Annotated in this window: 9 protein-coding genes; 7 read left to right on the top strand and 2 right to left on the bottom strand. The window is 27.9% G+C overall.

Going from position 1 to position 16998, the window contains the following annotated elements; genetic code table 11:
* Positions 1–97: 97 nt before the first annotated feature.
* The 3 genes from ACFQZW_RS09910 to ACFQZW_RS09920 all read left to right on the top strand — a co-directional run bounded on the left by ACFQZW_RS09910 (position 98) and on the right by ACFQZW_RS09920 (position 5033).
* Positions 98–3247, top strand: a complete 3150-nt coding sequence (locus tag ACFQZW_RS09910) for a S41 family peptidase (protein WP_386782729.1) — start codon at positions 98–100, stop codon at positions 3245–3247.
* A 62-nt stretch (positions 3248–3309) separates the two neighbouring features.
* Positions 3310–4242: a peptidylprolyl isomerase gene (locus ACFQZW_RS09915; RefSeq protein ID WP_298263061.1), complete on the top strand. Its 933-nt coding sequence runs from the start codon at positions 3310–3312 to the stop codon at positions 4240–4242.
* 86 nt (positions 4243–4328) lie between these two features.
* Complete coding sequence (locus ACFQZW_RS09920; protein WP_298286343.1) at positions 4329–5033, top strand: tetratricopeptide repeat protein; 705 nt, start codon at positions 4329–4331, stop codon at positions 5031–5033.
* 29 nt (positions 5034–5062) lie between these two features.
* On the opposite strand, the gene ACFQZW_RS09925 is transcribed toward ACFQZW_RS09920, so the two are convergent.
* Positions 5063–7771 (bottom strand): outer membrane beta-barrel protein, encoded by a 2709-nt coding sequence (locus ACFQZW_RS09925; RefSeq protein ID WP_386782732.1) that lies wholly within the window; start codon positions 7769–7771, stop codon positions 5063–5065.
* A 147-nt stretch (positions 7772–7918) separates the two neighbouring features.
* On the opposite strand from ACFQZW_RS09925, the gene ACFQZW_RS09930 reads away from it, so the two are divergent.
* Genes ACFQZW_RS09930 through ACFQZW_RS09940 form a run of 3 tightly spaced genes read left to right on the top strand, consistent with a single transcriptional unit; the run spans position 7919 to position 11595 of the window.
* Positions 7919–8377, top strand: coding sequence for an Mpo1 family 2-hydroxy fatty acid dioxygenase (locus tag ACFQZW_RS09930; RefSeq protein ID WP_298263064.1), 459 nt, complete (start codon positions 7919–7921; stop codon positions 8375–8377).
* A 16-nt stretch (positions 8378–8393) separates the two neighbouring features.
* Positions 8394–11249, top strand: a complete 2856-nt coding sequence (locus ACFQZW_RS09935; protein ID WP_386782735.1) for an OmpA family protein — start codon at positions 8394–8396, stop codon at positions 11247–11249.
* 4 nt (positions 11250–11253) lie between these two features.
* Complete coding sequence (locus tag ACFQZW_RS09940) at positions 11254–11595, top strand: tRNA-binding protein (RefSeq protein WP_372800806.1); 342 nt, start codon at positions 11254–11256, stop codon at positions 11593–11595.
* Positions 11596–11603: 8 nt separating this feature from the next.
* Here the strand turns inward: ACFQZW_RS09940 and ACFQZW_RS09945 are convergent, their stop codons facing one another.
* A complete protein-coding gene (locus tag ACFQZW_RS09945; protein WP_298263067.1) occupies positions 11604–14126 on the bottom strand; it encodes a M14 family metallopeptidase in 2523 nt (840 codons plus the stop codon).
* A 117-nt stretch (positions 14127–14243) separates the two neighbouring features.
* Between ACFQZW_RS09945 and ACFQZW_RS09950 the strand changes: the two genes are divergently transcribed.
* Positions 14244–16952, top strand: a complete 2709-nt coding sequence (locus ACFQZW_RS09950) for a S9 family peptidase (RefSeq protein ID WP_386782738.1) — start codon at positions 14244–14246, stop codon at positions 16950–16952.
* The last annotated feature ends 46 nt before the right edge of the window (positions 16953–16998 follow it).

The following is a 16998-nucleotide window of genomic DNA, read 5'->3' on the forward strand; positions in this document are numbered from 1 at the left end:
ATTTTTTTTTAACAAAAAAATAAGATTAATCGCTGTTTAATATTTTAAATTTAAAATTTAAAAATACAATCAATATCAAACCTAAATTTATTCTTTTATGAAACTTTTTAGAACACTATTTACAGCTTTTTTAATAAGCGGTACTATAACTTCTTTTGCTCAGTCCAAAAATGCATATTTCACTTTAACTCCAACATTGACTCCCAATGCACAATCAATCATTTTTAGTTACGAAGGTGATTTATGGAAAGTAGCAACTGAAGGAGGTAATGCTTATAGGTTAACAGCTATGGACGGAGAGGAAACTAACCCGAGCGTTTCTCCAAATGGAAAATGGCTAGCTTTTTCAAGTAATCAATATGGAAATAATGACGTTTATATAATGCCTTTAGATGGAGGTGAAATTAAACAACTAACCTTTCATGAAAGCAATGACAATGTAACTTCTTGGAGCTGGGATAGTAAAAAAATATATTTTACTTCAGGTAGAGTAAATTCAGTTACAACTTATAGTGTAACTATAGATGGTACAACACCTACTCGATTGTTTGATCATTATTTTAATACCATTCATAATGTTGTTGAAGATCCAAATAGTGATGAAATTTACTTTAACGAATCTTGGGAAAGTGGAAGATTCGCACATAGAAAAAGATACAAAGGAGATTATAATCCAGATATCAAATCTTACAACCAAAAAACTAAAGAGTTTAAAAAATATACTACTTACAGAGGTAAAGATTTTGGTGCTACTTTTGATAGAAAAGGAACACTTTATTTTAAATCTGATGAAGCAAATGGAGAATACAACTTATACACTCTTCAAAATGGTATCAAAAAACAGTTAACCAAATTTTCAACTTCAATAATGTGGCCTAAAGTAAGTGCCAATGGTGAAAAAATTGTTTTTAGAAAAGATTATCAAATTCATGTATTTGATGTTGCAACTGGAAAAACTACAAAGCCATCTATTCATATTTTTCAAAACAATACTCTAAATAAAGAACAGTCTTATAATGTGAAAGGTGAAATTTCATATTTTGATATTTCTATGGATGAAAAAAAGATAGCTTTTGTTTCAAGAGGTAAATTATTTGTGTCAGATATTGAAGGAAAATTTATCAAAGAAATTACCACAAATTTAAACGAAGCAGTACAAGAGGTTAAATGGTTGAAAAATAATAAAACCCTAGTATATTCTCAATCAACTCAAGGTTATTACAACTGGTTTACTATAAATGCAGATGACTCTTCTAAAGAAAAACAGTTGACCAATACAACAATGAATAACAGACAACTTACTTTAAATAGCGACCGAACTAAAGGTGTTTATTTAAGTGGACGAAATGAAATAAATTTAATAGATCTAGAAAATTTTAAAAGTACCGTAATTGTACATGATGAACTTTGGGGATTTTACAACGCTAACCCTTATTTTTCTCCTGACGATAAATACATTATTTACAATGCATTTAGAGATTTTGAAACCGATATTTTTGTTTATAATATAGCTTCAAAAACAAGTATAAATTTAACAAAAACCAAGGTTTCCGAAAGCAATCCAATTTGGTCTTCTGATGGAAAATATATTTACTTTGCTTCTGATAGATTACAACCAGGATATCCTTTTGGAACCAATAATTCAAAAATTTATAAAATGGCTTTAGATAAATATGAAGCTCCTTATAAAATTGAAAAATACAACTCCTTGTTTGAAGAAAAAAAGAAAGAAAAAAATGATGAAAAGAAAGACGATGATAAAATTGCTGATAAACCTATTGTAAATATAAATACCAATGGGTTAATGGAACGATTAGAAACAATTAGTCCTAATTTTGGTCAACAAGGTAATCCATCAGTAATTACAAAAGATGATGCCACATATATTATTTATGTATCTAACCATAGTGAAGGAAAATCACAATTATGGAAAACCACCATTGAACCTTTTAAAAGAAATAAAATAGAACAAGTTAGTGATAAAAGAATTCGAGGTTATCAACTTGTTTCTACCAAAAAAAATAATTACTTATTGTTAAATGGAACTATTAATACTTTAAATATAGCTTCTAACAAACTAAAAGAAATTAGTATTGATTTTAAATTTAACAAATCACTTTCTAAAGAATTTGTTCAAATGTATTATGAAGCTTGGGCGGGTATGGAAGAAAACTTTTACAATGAAAATTTCCACGGTCAAAATTGGCAAAAATTAAGAAATCAATATGCTTCTTATTTACCTTATGTTACAAGTAGAGCTCATCTTCGATTAATTTTTAATGATATGTTGGGAGAATTAAATACGTCTCATTTTGGATTTAATTCAAACGGAAAAGAAGAAAATATTTATTATGGAACGAGAACTATTGGAACAGGAATTATTTTTAATAATTACAACCCATATATTGTAGAGAGAATTGTAAAAGATGGACCAACTGATATTACGGGGAAAAACATCAAAAAAGGAGATCAATTAATTGCCGTTAATGGAGTTTTGGTAAATGAAAAAGATAACAGAGAACAATATTTTGCAGTTCCTTCATCTCAAAATGAATTAACACTTACACTTCAAAGAAATGGTGAAAAATTTAATATCAACCTTCACCCTTCATCTAACGGAACTATTCGAAATTTACTGTATGATGAGTGGCAAGATGCAAATCAAAACTATGTAAACTCCAAATCCAATAATAAAATAGCTTATGTACATATGAAAAATATGAGCGGAGGAGAGTTAATTAAGTTTAAAGAAGATTTAGTTAGCGATGAAGCATATAAAGATGGTTTAATAGTTGATCTACGTTATAATACTGGTGGTAATGTTCATGATGGAGTTTTACAATTTTTAAGTCAGAAAACTTACTTAAACTGGAAATACCGAGAAGGAAAATTAACTGGGCAATCCAATTTTAACTATGGAAATAAGCCTATCGTATTATTAATTAATGAACAATCACTTTCAGATGCTGAAATGACAGCGACAGGCTTTAAAGAATTGGGGTTAGGAACCATTGTTGGAACCGAAACGTACCGTTGGATTATTTTTACATCAGGAAAAGGATTGGTAGATGGTTCATATTATAGATTACCATCTTGGGGTTGTTATACTTTAGATGGAAAAAATCTCGAAACTAATGGTGTAAGCCCTGATATTTATGTTGAAGAAAGTTTTAAAGATCGTTTAGATGGTAAGCAACCACAATTAGATAAAGCTATAGAAATAATCTTAAAAGAATTGAATAAGTAACTCAATTACTTTTATTTAAAACGAAAGCATGTATCTTTGCACTGCTTAAAAAAAATAAGAAAATGGATAACGGATTATACGCAAAATTTAACACTTCAAAAGGTGAAATAATTGTAAATTTAGAATTTAAAAAAACACCTGGAACTGTAGGTAACTTTGTAGCCTTGGCTGAAGGAAACCTAGAAAACAATTCAAAACCACAAGGAACGCCTTATTATAATGGATTAAAATTTCATAGAGTTATTGCTGATTTTATGATTCAAGGTGGTTGTCCACTTGGCACTGGAACAGGATCTCCTGGCTACAGTTTTGATGATGAATTTCATCCAGAATTAAAACATGACAGCCCTGGAATTTTGTCCATGGCAAACTCAGGTCCAGCTTCTAATGGAAGTCAATTTTTTATCACTCATGTGGCAACTCCTTGGTTAGACAATAAACATACTGTTTTTGGAAAAGTTGTTGAAGGACAAGATGTGGTAGATTCAGTAGCTCAAAATGATTTAATGGAATCTGTTGAAATTATAAGAGTTGGTGAGGAAGCCGAACAATTTAATGCTGTAGAAGCTTTTAGAGTTTTTGAAGGTGCAAGAGCTAAAAGAGAAGAAGAAGCTAAAAAAGCAGCTAAAGAACAAATGGATAAGATTGCGGCTGGCTATGATGAAACACCGAGTGGGTTACGCTATAAAATTTTGCAAAAAGGAAGTGGTAAAAAAGCTGAAAAAGGAAATATGGTTTCAGTTCACTACAAAGGACAATTAATTGATGGACAAGTATTTGATTCTTCATATCAACGCAAACAACCTATTGATTTTACGATAGGTGTTGGACAAGTTATTCCTGGTTGGGATGAAGGGATACAACTGTTAAAAGTAGGTGACAAAGCTCGTTTAGTAATTCCTTCAAACTTAGCTTATGGAAGTCAAGGTGCAGGTGGAGTAATTCCTCCAGATGCTACATTAATTTTTGATGTTGAATTAATGAATGTAAAATAAATTTGTTACAAATACCTAAAAAAAATCGTCTAACTAATATTAGTTAGACGATTTTTTTATTTTTATATACCAAATTCAACTTTATTATGAGATTTAAATTTATTACTACTTTCGTATTGTTTTCATTATTTTTTAGCTGTACTACAAAAACTAACAGTCCTGAATTTATAAAAAAAGTTTCTGGACGTTATTTATACAATTCAGACGAAATTATAGAAGTTTATTTTAAAGAAACAGATTTATATTTAAAATGGCGAGGAGCTACTAATATTAAACCTTTAAAAGTTGATGATGAAACTTTTTTTGTAAAGGAAATGAATGAAAAAATTCAATTTAAATTTAATCAAGATAATCATAAACAATATTTAATTTTTGTACCTAAAGAAACCACTGATAGCATTCAGTTTAATTTTAGAAAGTTAAATGAAACTGAGAAAATTCCAAGCGAATATTTACTAACTAATCAATATGAAAAAGCTTTAGAGGCCTATAAAGCAATACAAGAAAAAGACTCTTTGGATAGTGCAGTTAATGAAGGCGATTTAAATTCTTTAGGTTATAAAAATTTGCGAGCTGAAAAATTTGAAAATGCAATTAATATTTTTAAGATAAATGTAGTACTTCACCCTGAGAGTTCCAATGTTTATGATAGTCTTGGAGAGGCTTATATGAAGCATGGAGATACTATTGAAGCAATTGAAAATTACAAAAAGTCTTTAGCGTTAGATTCTGGTAATAATAGAGCTAAACGAATGATTAAAAAATTAGAAAAAAAAGAGGTTGATAACTAAATTAACCTCTTTTTAAAAAAATACTATTTTTAATGTCTATGTCTCCAGCCTCTATTATTAGAACCTCTTTTACTTTCTTTACCTGTTGGAGGCTTAATACTATATGTAAAACTCAACATTGCATACGTTCCTAAATTTTTCTTATAAGTCTCTTCAAAATAATTTTCATTGCTTGTTCTTTCCAAACCTAAATTTTTATCCAAGATATCCAAAACTTGTAATTTTAAATTACCTCTTTTACCTTTTAAAAATGCATATTCTACAGCCATATTCCAAATAGGAACATTTTGAGAATCAAAATTATTATCGGTATATAATGTATAATCAAATTGTGTGTTAAAGTTTAAACTATTAGTAATATCAAAATCAACTTTAGAATAATAGTTTTGCTCAAAATAATCACGATCTCTATCTTGTAATGAATACGTTGTTTTATTCAAACCATATTTAGCTCCAAAAGTTAAATCAATATTGTTTTTATTTTCGTTACTTAAACTTAAATTAAAATTTGCGCCTTTACTCTTAGTTTTATTATATTCTCCATCAATTATTGTTATATAATCATTAGCATTGCCACTAATGCTAAAATTGTATCTAAATCCAATCTTTTTAATTTTTCTACTAAAATTAAAATGCCCTCTTATATTGGATTTTGAACCATGGTTTTCAAAAGTTGAATATTGAATATAATTATCATCAATACTCCTGCTGGAAACAATAGCATTTGTAGTTTTACTATAACTAAAAAATGAAAAAAAGCTGTTGGCATTTTTAAAATCATGCGAATAAAACATCAGATTATAATTATCAGATTCTTCTGGAGTTAAATTTGTATTCCCTGTACTAATATATAACGGATTAAAATCATTTATAACTGGTGAAACTTGATTAGCACTTGGTAATGAAGTTGATTTGTTATACCTAAATCTAATTCTTTTCCCTTTTTTATATTCATAACTAGCAGTTGCTCTTGGTAAAAAGTTATCGTAAGTTTTATCTATTACTTTTATATTGTCTAAATCTAATTTTTGTTTCATTGACTCTAAAGCTCCAGAAATGTATAATTGAAACTTATCTTTACTATAAACATACCCTAATTGATTATCAAAAACCTGCTTATTATAATCTAAACTATAAATTAAAGGATTTTGCTCTATTAAATTAATGGTTTTAATTTGGTTTAAATCTTCATCAGATTTTTCATTATCTATGCTCGAAGAAAAACTTATAAAATGATGAGGAACAATTGGTTCCATATATCTAAATGAAGCATTATATTTTAAACTTTTATTCAGCTCATTTCTTGTAGTAATTTCATTAGATTCTTCGTAATTGATTGCATCAGAAATATTAAATTTATTGAGAGATTCTTGATAATTCATATCATTATTATCAACAAATGAAATTCCTGCTCTAACCCTAATATTTCTACCTTTTTCATTAATTTTTTTTCTGTATGAAAAATTTAAGCCTCCATTATTTCTGTCATCTTCACTTGATGCTGTCCTTTCGCTATTGGTATCTTCTAATTCATTTTCATTATAAAAAACTGTAGAATTTGAACTATTAGACTCTCTATTGTCTTTTCTAAAATTCCCCCTAAATTCCAAATAAGCTCCTTTTTTAGATCGATCTCTTAAACTAAAATTTACATTATGGTTATTAGAAACATTTTGACTTTTATTATCCCTATCTGAAGTGAATAATTTATCATCTGTGAATTCCGTTCTTTTAGAAGTTTCTTCCTGCTCGTTATCAGAATATCCATAATTATAATCTATGTTAAAATTTAAATCTTTTTTAAATTCATAATTATAATTTGCACCAGCTGTACCTGTTGTTAAAAACCCACTATTACTAGAACCTCTGCTTCCATCTCTTCTAAAAATTGTAGCTCCTGTATTGTTAATATTATTTAAATTTCCAAAAACAGCCAATTGTGTTTTACTTGTAAATCTATTGATATCAAAATTTGTAGTATATCTATCATTTGTACCAATACCAGCTCCCATTTTTCCAAAATAACCAGATTTTTTTCCTTCTTTTAAAACAAGGTTAATAATTTTATTTTTTTCACCATCTTTAATTCCTGTAGTCCTTGCATCATCACTTTCTTCATCAACTATTTGTACACTTTTTACAGCATCAGCAGTTAAATTTTTAAGAGCTATGGTTTGATCATTATTAAAGAACTCTTTGCCATCCACTAATATTTTAGTTACGTCTTGACCTTGAGCGCTTACTTTGCCATCAGTACCTATTTGGATTCCTGGCAATTTCTTTATTAAATCTTCAACATTATCATCTTGTTTAACTTTAAAGGCTTTTGTATTAAAAGCAACCGTGTCTTGTTTAATTTTTATGGGTACAACTGCATTAATAGTTACTTCATTTAGTTTATTGACTTCTCTTTTTAAATTAATAATTCCTAAATCAATATCCTTATTTTCAACTTTTAAAATTCTTTGATTTGCTTGGTAAGTCATTAAATATATTTGAAATAAGTAGGTGCCTTCTTTAATTTCAGATAATTCAAACTTTCCATCTTGTCCTGTTGATGTATATTTAACTAACATAGAGTCTTTCGGTTGTAACAAAGCAACAGATACAAACTCTAAAGGCACTTTATCTTCATCAATAACAATTCCTTTGATAGTCTGTGAAAAACCATATGTAAAACAAAATAAGCTGATCAATACTACTAATGTAATTTTTAATGTTGTATACTCCTTTTTCATTTAAGTTAATTTTTAACAATATTTTTAAGAAATAAAATTTTATATCTTTATGCAGGTTCAAATTTTATTCAAAGATGGTTTATTTATTAAGCATTCAATCTTAATCAAATGTTAAATTATGTTAATTAGTATTAACAAATAATTATTATGAAAACACTACAACAATGGTTTAAAGAATATTCTGAAAGTCATCAAAACAAAACAAATCAAAGAATACATTTTGTTTGTGTTCCTGCTATTTTTTTTAGTATTGTTGGAATATTTATGAGCATCCCCAGACAAATGATTGTTAACTTATTAAATATTAACAAACCTTATATTGAAAATTGGGCAACATTCATTCTAATTTTACTAATGATCTTTTACCTACGTTTATCAATTTCTACATTTATAAAAATGTTTATTTTTTCAGTTTTATGTTTAATTTTAAATGATTACTTGTCCATTTATTTTAACTTACTTTACACCTCATTAATTATTTTTGTAATTGCTTGGATTGGTCAATTTTATGGACATAAATTAGAAGGTAAAAAGCCTTCGTTTTTAAAAGATTTACAGTTTTTACTTATTGGACCGGCTTGGGTACTTGAAAAAATAATGAAGTAAAAAAATTAAAAATTGAATGAAGAAAATAGTTTATTTATTACTTATATTTCATTTTACCATAAATTCTCAACAACTAAATTATGAAGTATTTAACACTTCTATAAATTCTAAGTATGCTGAATTTGGAGTAACTTATTTGAATAATAATACTATTATTTTTGCTTCTTCAAAAAAAGATGAAATAAGAAAACGAAGAACCAATCGTCAGCTATATTTAGAGTTGTATATCGGAGAAATTACTGATAATGGTGATATCATTGAAACAGATAGGTTCTCTAATGAAATTAACAACAAATTTTTTGAAAGTGACGTTACTTTTACCAAAGATTTAAAAACGGTATATTTTACTTGGAACAATTATTATAACTCATTAAAATACAGTGATTTAAAAAATAGCAAGGCTTTATATTTATTTAAAGCTACTGTTGATAAAAATTTTGGACTTAGCAATATTGAACCACTACCATTTAATAGCAAACGTTATTCTGTAAGAAGCCCTAAATTAAGTAAAGACGGAAAACAGCTCTTTTTTATTTCAGATATGGATGGTGGCTATGGCGGTATGGATATTTATGTAGTAAATATCACAAAAAATGGAAGCTTTAGTGCACCAAAAAATTTAGGACCAAATGTTAATACCTCAAATGATGAGTTTTTTCCATATATTGATGAAAATAACACCTTATATTTTTCTTCATATGGGCATTTAGGTTTGGGTAATTTAGATATTTTTAAAAGTGAGTTTAAAAATGGAACATATCAAAAAGCTGAAAATTTACCTGAGCCTATAAACAGTAAATTTGATGATTTTGCCTTTGTTATTAATAACACTAAAAATACTGGCTATTTTACCTCTAATAGAAATGGAGGAATTGGAGGTGTTGATATTTATGCTTTTAAGCCTAAACTTCCTGATTGCAGTCAAATTATTACTGGTTTAGTTTATAATAAAAATACGGCTAAAGAAATTGATGATGTTGAAATTAGTTTGCTTAAAAATGGTGAATTAATTGAAACTCATATAAACCAATTTGAAAAAAAATACAATTTTAAACTTGATTGTAACTCAACTTATTCAATAATTGCACAAAAAGAACATTTTGAAACACTAGAAATTGAAATTGCTATTGATACCATTTTTAATAAAAAACTAAAACAAAATTTAGAGCTCACCCCAATACTTTGTAACCAATTACTAACGCTTCAAGTTGTTGATGAAGAAACTGGTAATACATTAGAAAATGCCAATATATTAATTTCAGAAAATAATCAATTTACAACTACTAATTATCTTCAAAAAGAGTTCGTTAACTTTCCTTTAGCTTGTAATAAAGCTTATAAAATTAACATCAGTAATGAACATTATGAAAACTTCGAATTTGTACTTAAAACTGATAATGATTATGATAGAAAAATCAGTAAAACAATTAAATTAACACCTAAAAAATGTACCCAATTAATTACAGGAAACATTTTAAACAAAGAAACTAATAAATCTTTAATTGGAGTAACACTTAATTTATATCACAATAACACATTAATAGCTTCAAAAAATGTAAAAAATGATTCAAACTATACATTTGAAGTTGAATGCGATAAATTATACAAAGTAGTTGCCAAAAAAGAAAATTTTGAAACATTAACCTCTGAAGTTGTAACAAACAAAGCTTATAACTCCACAATTCAGCAAAATTTTGAGCTAGCTCCTATGAGCTGCAATCAGTTGTTAACTTTAAATATTATTGATTCAAAAACAAAAAAAATCATTGCTAACTCAAAAATAACTGTTTTTGAAAATAATGAATCACTTGGTAATTTTTCAAATGAAATTAATTTAGATTGTCATAAAACTTATCAAATTTCTATAACTAATGATGCATATGAAGATGCAGCAGTTCAATTAATAACCGCTAATAAAAACACTCAAACTATTAAAAAAACTATTGAACTAACTCGTAAAGTTTGTACACAACTCATTTCAGGAAAAATTTTAAATAAAAATTCGAATCAAATTGCTATCGGAACAAAAGTTCTTTTATATCAAAATAATAAATTAGTTAACTCACAAATAGTGAACAGTGATGGAACTTATAATTTTGAACTAAATTGTAATGAAACTTATAAAGTTGTAACCGAAAATAAGCATTATCAACCTATTGAATTGGAGATTTTAAATCCATCTACTACAACTCAATATAAAAATATTGAATTAACTCCGTTAAAATGCGAACAATTTATTACAGGAAAAGTTATTGATTTTAACACTCAAAAAGAATTACCAGATGCAATAGTTACACTTTATGAAAACAACAGCAAAATTGATACTTTAAAATTAGATAAATCAGCAAACTTTAAATATAAAATAAACTGTAATAAAACATACAAACTAGTTAGTGTTTTAAAAAATTATAACACTTACAGTACGCTAATTAACACTTCAAATGAATTGAATAAAACAATTCAAAAAAATATTGTGTTAGATTATAGCAAAGAATTTATTACTGTACGTGATCAAAAAATGATTAAAACAAACCCTATTTATTTTGATCTTGATAAATCTGATATTAGAACAGATGCTGCAATTGAATTAAACAAAGTAGTTGAAATATTACAAAAATATCCAAAAATTAAAATTGAAATAAAATCACATACTGATAGTAGAGCTCCTGATAATTATAATATGAAATTATCTAATAGCAGAGCTAAATCAACTATTAGTTATATTATTGCACAAGGAATTGACTCAAGTAGAGTTACAGGGCGTGGATATGGTGAAACCCAACTTGTAAATAAATGTGCAAACGGAGTAAAATGTTCAGATGCGGAACACCAATTAAATAGAAGAACCGAATTTATTGTGATAGATGAATAAAAAAATGAAACCAGAAATTACTTTTGAAGATTTTAATAATATAGATGTAAGAGTTGGAACTATTTCAGAAGTAAATGATTTTCCAAAAGCCAGAAAACCTGCCTACCAATTAACCATAGATTTTGGAGATTTAGGCATTAAAAAATCAAGCGCACAAATTACAGATTTATACACTAAAGAAGATTTACTACATAAAAAAATAGTGGCTATTATTAATTTTGAAAAAAAGCAAATAGCCAATTTTTTTAGTGAGTGCTTGGTATTAGGAATTGAAAATAAAGATGGAAAAGTTGTCCTTCTTAAAACTTCAAAATCAGCCATAAAGAATGGAGCGCAAGTAAGTTAGTTTCTTAATTACATTGTTTTTCCAAAAAATATGGCGTTCATTAATAATTTATTTGTCCCATACCAAAAAGCTCTAAAATTAGTATTGTCAGTAAAAACTACTACTTTACCTTTTCCTAAACTTTTAACTTGAAATGGTACGGTGTTTTTTAAAACTTCTAAATTAGGTTTAGAAATATATCCACTTAATAATGGATTTTCGGTATAAATTATTGGATTATTAAAACTACTACTATCGGGTTTTACAAATATTTTAGTTCGTCTAAACATTGGTAAATTCTTCTTAGTATATCCAAAATTTATTGGATGAGATCTATCAATTTTTGTTTCAAAAATTGCTCCTCCTATCACTTGAGCACCCGTAAAATTTCTTTTTTGTTCAAATGTTACCTGCTTAGCGTTTACTTTTGCAGAAGTGTAATTAAGAGTAATAAACTTATTAGCTGACAACCATTTTACAGCATTTTTATAACCGATTAAAACCCCTCCATTTTGTACCCATAATTTTAATTTTTCAACGGTGCCTTTACTTAACAACATATTAGTACTAGGTATAATTATTGAAGTGTATTTAGAAAAATCAACCCTATTAATATAACTTATATCTAATTTTGTAATATTCATTTTATAACGCTGGTCAAATAAGTGCCAAATTTCACCTGCATCATACGATGAAATTCCGTTACCTACCAACATAGCTACTTTTTGTTTCTCTATATTTCTGAACTGATTACTACCTAAATCAATTCCATTTGTTAAACCTGTAGAAACACTGTTAATATTTATATTGCTTTCTAATGCAACTTTTTGTAACAAATTAAATAACTCATTTTCATTGAGATGTTGGTTTTGAACTGGAATTAAAATTGTTCCATAATCGTATGTTTTTCCATTTAATGAAAACGGTTTCATCCCAACTTTGGCTCTCAACCCTTTATTTAAAATGATGTTTAAAGCTTTAGGAGAGTAATACTCATGCCATTCCATCAAATAAGCATAGGTACTTTTTCCTGTAACCTCACCTTTTTTTAAAGATAAATTTTCAATTTTATCACCTATCAGTGAAGTAGATTTTAGCTCGGTATAATCTAAATTAAATGCTAATGGAAAAGTCCAAGCAGAAATATCATAAAACAAACTATCTGTAAAAGAAGTTCGTTTTTCAAACATTGCTTTAATTAATTTGCTATTTTTTTGATTTATAGGAACTATATAACTCTGTTCTTTCTTAAAGTTTTTCCCATTTTCTTTGAAATCTGATTTTGGTTTGTAAATTTCAATGGTATGTTGTTTTAATATTTCTGCCAAATGAAAACTTCTAGCAGCATCATTTTCACTACCAAATACAATAGCTTTAGTTTTATCTTTTAAAGTTTCTATTGCTGCATTTTTATAAAAATTACGTTGATACGTTAATAATTTTACACGCATACTTTTTGCTGCTTCTAGCGTAGAGAGCGCTGCTGTATACTGGTTTCTAATGGTAAAGGGAAAAGTCAACACTCCATTGATAGTTTCCTGAGCATGCCCTCTTGAGCTCCCTTGTTCAAATAAAATTCCAATAGCCCCATTTATATCAGGATATGTAGAGCCTTTCCCATAATAAAAATCATCGAAATTTTCTTCTGTAAAATATAATGAACCTATTTTATCTAAAGCTGCTGCATGATAATTTCCTATTTCTTTGGTTAATTCTTGATTTTCTTTCGGCGTTAAAGGATGCACTCTAGACTGTATTCCTGGTTGAAAAAAGAACGTAGAGTTACTTCCCATTTCATGATGATCGGTTAAAATATTTGGCATCCATTTTCTGTAGGTTTCAATACGTGCTTTAGATTCTGGCAATTGAGCTGGCAACCAATCTCTATTCATATCAAACCAATAATGATTAGTTCTTGATCCTGGCCATACTTCATGAAATTCTCTATCATTTGGATCAGAATTTATAAAATCACTCTTGTTAGTATTAGCCCAATAAGCAAATCGTTGTAAACCATCAGGATTTAAAGATGGGTCTAACAAAATAATGGTGTTATCCAATAAATTAATTATTTCAGTACCCTCAGCCGCAGCTAAATAATATGCTAGTAATAAACTTGCATTAGCGCCACTTGGTTCATTTCCATGAATTGAAAAACCTTGATAAACCACCAAAGGCATTGTTTCAATATTTAATGTACTACTTTTGTTTGCTTCAGTGAGGTTAAAATGATTAGACTGGATAGCATCAATATTTTTATGATTTTCTGGAGAAGTAATTGTCAATAAAATTAATGGTTTTCCTTCAAATGTGAATCCTCTATCTTCAATGGTAACTCTATCTGAAACAGCTGCAATAGTTTTCATATAAGTTACTAATTTATCATGTGTTATATGCCACTCACCTATTTGATGACCAATAACACTCTCAGGTGTAGGTATATTTTTATTGTAACTAATATTTTGTGGCAAGTAGTAAGAAAGCTCAAACTGATTTTGTCCATGTAACATAGCTGTTACAAAAACAAAAATTAAAAGGATTTTTAATTTCATCTATAAATTGTTTACACAAATATAGAAATTTCATTTTTACCACTGAGTAACAAATATTTTAGTATATTTCAAGTTTTAAAAAACATACTTAACCTTAAATTTTCAACTAAGATATTTATGAAAAATTGTTACTTTTTTAACTTCCTATTAGTAGCTCTAGTGTTTTCTAACATTAATTTGAAAGCTCAAAATAAAGAAAATGATAAAACTCGATGGACTCCTGAAGACATTATTAATACTGAATATATGAGGTCTGTATCCATATCACCAAACGGGAATATGGTTCTTTGGACAAAAAATAAGGCCGTGAAAGAAAAAGATAGATTCGTTTCTGATATTTATTTAACCCGATTAGACGTTAAGGATAACGATACTTTTAAAACCATTCAACTTACCAATGCTGATGAAAATGATTTTAGCCCAATGTTTTCAAAAGATGGAGAATCTATTTATTTCTTATCATCTCGTGATAAAGGAAAAAAATTGTGGAAAATGAGTATTTATGGCGGTGAGCCTATTAAAGTAAAAGAATTTAAAAATGGCATTTCAAGTTTGTCATGGCAAAATAAAAATACATTGCTTTATACCTCAAATGAAGGAGAAACTTTATATGAAAAAGAATTAAAAGAAAAAAAAGACAACGTAATTGTGGTTGAAGATTCTTTACATTGGAAACCAACAAGAGTTTACGCTTATGATTTAAAAACTAAAACAACAAAAAGAATTACCAATAATAAAAAACCTTTAAATAGTTATACTGTTTCTGAAGATGGAAAATGGTTAGTGTATAGTGTTAGTAGAAGTAGAAGTTATGCTTCTGATGCACAAAAAGACCCATTTTATTTTTTACAAAATTTAGAAACTAACAAGGTTATTCAAATAATTAAAGAACTAGAATTTCCATCTTATAATTTTCAATTTAGTAAAGACAACAAAGGTTTTTATTTTGTTTCATCAGAGGCTTCAGACCCACAATGGAATGGCGCTGGAATTTCTCAACTATATTATTATACAATTGCAACTAATACTTATAAAAAAGTAAATTTAAAGTGGGATTTAGGAATTGGTCGTGGATTTAATGTTGTTGGAAATGATGTAATTGTAACCCTTGCCAATAAAGTATATTATAAATTAGCTTACTATCAAAAAAACGGAAATTCTTGGTCGAAAAAGACCATTGATTTAGATAAAAAAAACAATCATACTACTTTGTTAAGTGTTGCTAATAATGGTACTAAAGTAGCTTATCAATACTCCACAGCATCTAAATTACCTAGATTTTACATTGCAGATGTATCAAAAAACAAGTTTACTAATGAACAAGAAATCATACAGTTAAATAAAAAATTAGCTAAAAAACCGATTACAAAAAGTGAGGTTCTTGTGTGGAAAGGTTATAAAAATGAAGAAGTTACCGGTATTTTATACTATCCTGAAAATTACGAAGTTGGTAAAAAGTATCCATTAATTTTATCTATTCATGGAGGTCCTGCAGGAGTAGATACTGATATGTGGAGCGAGCGTTGGAGCACGTATCCAAATATTTTAGCACAACGCGGTGCCTTTGTACTTAAACCTAACTATCATGGATCATCAAATCACGGACTTTCTTTTGTTGAAAGTATTAAAGGAAATTATTACGAACCAGAGTTAGAAGATATTACTAAAGCAATAGATTTATTAGCCAATAAAGGAATGATTGATACCAATCAATTAGGAACTATGGGATGGTCTAACGGAGCAATTTTAACCACTATGTTAACCGTTCGTTATCCTGATATGTTTAAATTTGCAGCACCTGGAGCTGGTGATGTTAACTGGACTTCAGATTATGGAACTTGTAGGTTCGGCGTTAGTTTCGATCAATCTTATTTTGGTGGTGCTCCTTGGGATGACTTAAATGGAAAATTTTATAATGAAAATTACATCATTAAATCTCCATTATTTGAAATTGAAAAAATAAAAACCCCAACCATTATTTTTCATGGTAGTGAAGATAGAGCAGTTCCAAGAGATCAAGGTTGGGAATATTATAGAGGTTTACAACAAGTTGGAAAAACACCTGTTAAATTTTTATGGTTTCCTGGACAGCCTCATGGCTTAGGCAAAATTACACATCAATTACGTAAAATGAACGAAGAATTAGCTTGGATTGATACTTACTTATTTAACAAACCTTCTACCAAAAATGAAACCTTTAAAAAAGATAGCCCATTTGCTCAACTATTAAAAATTGAAAAAGTTAACATTACAAAAAACGGTAATTTTGGAAAAGTTTTCAATTCAACTCTTATTCCTGAAACAGTTTCAGTAAAAAAAGATTCAATAGAAATAGGTCGTTTTGAAGTTACCAATGCTCAATTTAAAGCTTTTAATCCTGAATTTAATTTTGAAGCTGGAATGGACAATTATCCAGTAGTTACAACAAAAGAAGATGCTCTTAAATATGTAAAATGGTTAAGCAACTTAACAGGCAAAAAATATCGTTTACCAACTTCTGAAGAAGGTAAAAACTTACACAAACTTGCCCATAAAGCAGCTGCTAAAGAAAATACACTAAATTATTGGGCTGGCTATCCGATTACTATTGATGAAATATCAGAATTCAATAAAAAAGTTCAAGAATTAAAATCTCATTTATTTAAAAAAGTGGGAAAAAATAAAGCCACAAAAGTAGGTGATGCAGAAATCTATGATTTAGGGGGAAATGTTGCTGAATACTTTGATGATGGAATTTATGGTTACAGCGCATATGACTTTTATGATGTTAATAACAATGATCTAATTACTAGTAAATATGTTGGTATTAGAGTTATAAAAGAGTAACAAAATTTTGATAAAAAAAACCTCTCAATTGAGAGGTCTTTTTTTT

It is taken from the genome of Lutibacter aestuarii (assembly GCF_042676885.1).
GTDB classification, from domain to species: Bacteria; Bacteroidota; Bacteroidia; order Flavobacteriales; family Flavobacteriaceae; genus Lutibacter; species Lutibacter aestuarii.

What these genes read in the sequence shown, in the direction of transcription:
- ACFQZW_RS09910 (WP_386782729.1), top strand. Translation starts at nt 98, where the DNA reads ATGAAACTTTTTAGAACACTATTTACAGCTTTTTTAATAAGCGGTACT.
- ACFQZW_RS09915 (WP_298263061.1), top strand. Translation starts at nt 3,310, where the DNA reads ATGGATAACGGATTATACGCAAAATTTAACACTTCAAAAGGTGAAATA.
- ACFQZW_RS09920 (WP_298286343.1), top strand. Translation starts at nt 4,329, where the DNA reads ATGAGATTTAAATTTATTACTACTTTCGTATTGTTTTCATTATTTTTT.
- ACFQZW_RS09925 (WP_386782732.1), bottom strand. Translation starts at nt 7,771, where the DNA reads ATGAAAAAGGAGTATACAACATTAAAAATTACATTAGTAGTATTGATC.
- ACFQZW_RS09930 (WP_298263064.1), top strand. Translation starts at nt 7,919, where the DNA reads ATGAAAACACTACAACAATGGTTTAAAGAATATTCTGAAAGTCATCAA.
- ACFQZW_RS09935 (WP_386782735.1), top strand. Translation starts at nt 8,394, where the DNA reads ATGAAGAAAATAGTTTATTTATTACTTATATTTCATTTTACCATAAAT.
- ACFQZW_RS09940 (WP_372800806.1), top strand. Translation starts at nt 11,254, where the DNA reads ATGAAACCAGAAATTACTTTTGAAGATTTTAATAATATAGATGTAAGA.
- ACFQZW_RS09945 (WP_298263067.1), bottom strand. Translation starts at nt 14,126, where the DNA reads ATGAAATTAAAAATCCTTTTAATTTTTGTTTTTGTAACAGCTATGTTA.
- ACFQZW_RS09950 (WP_386782738.1), top strand. Translation starts at nt 14,244, where the DNA reads ATGAAAAATTGTTACTTTTTTAACTTCCTATTAGTAGCTCTAGTGTTT.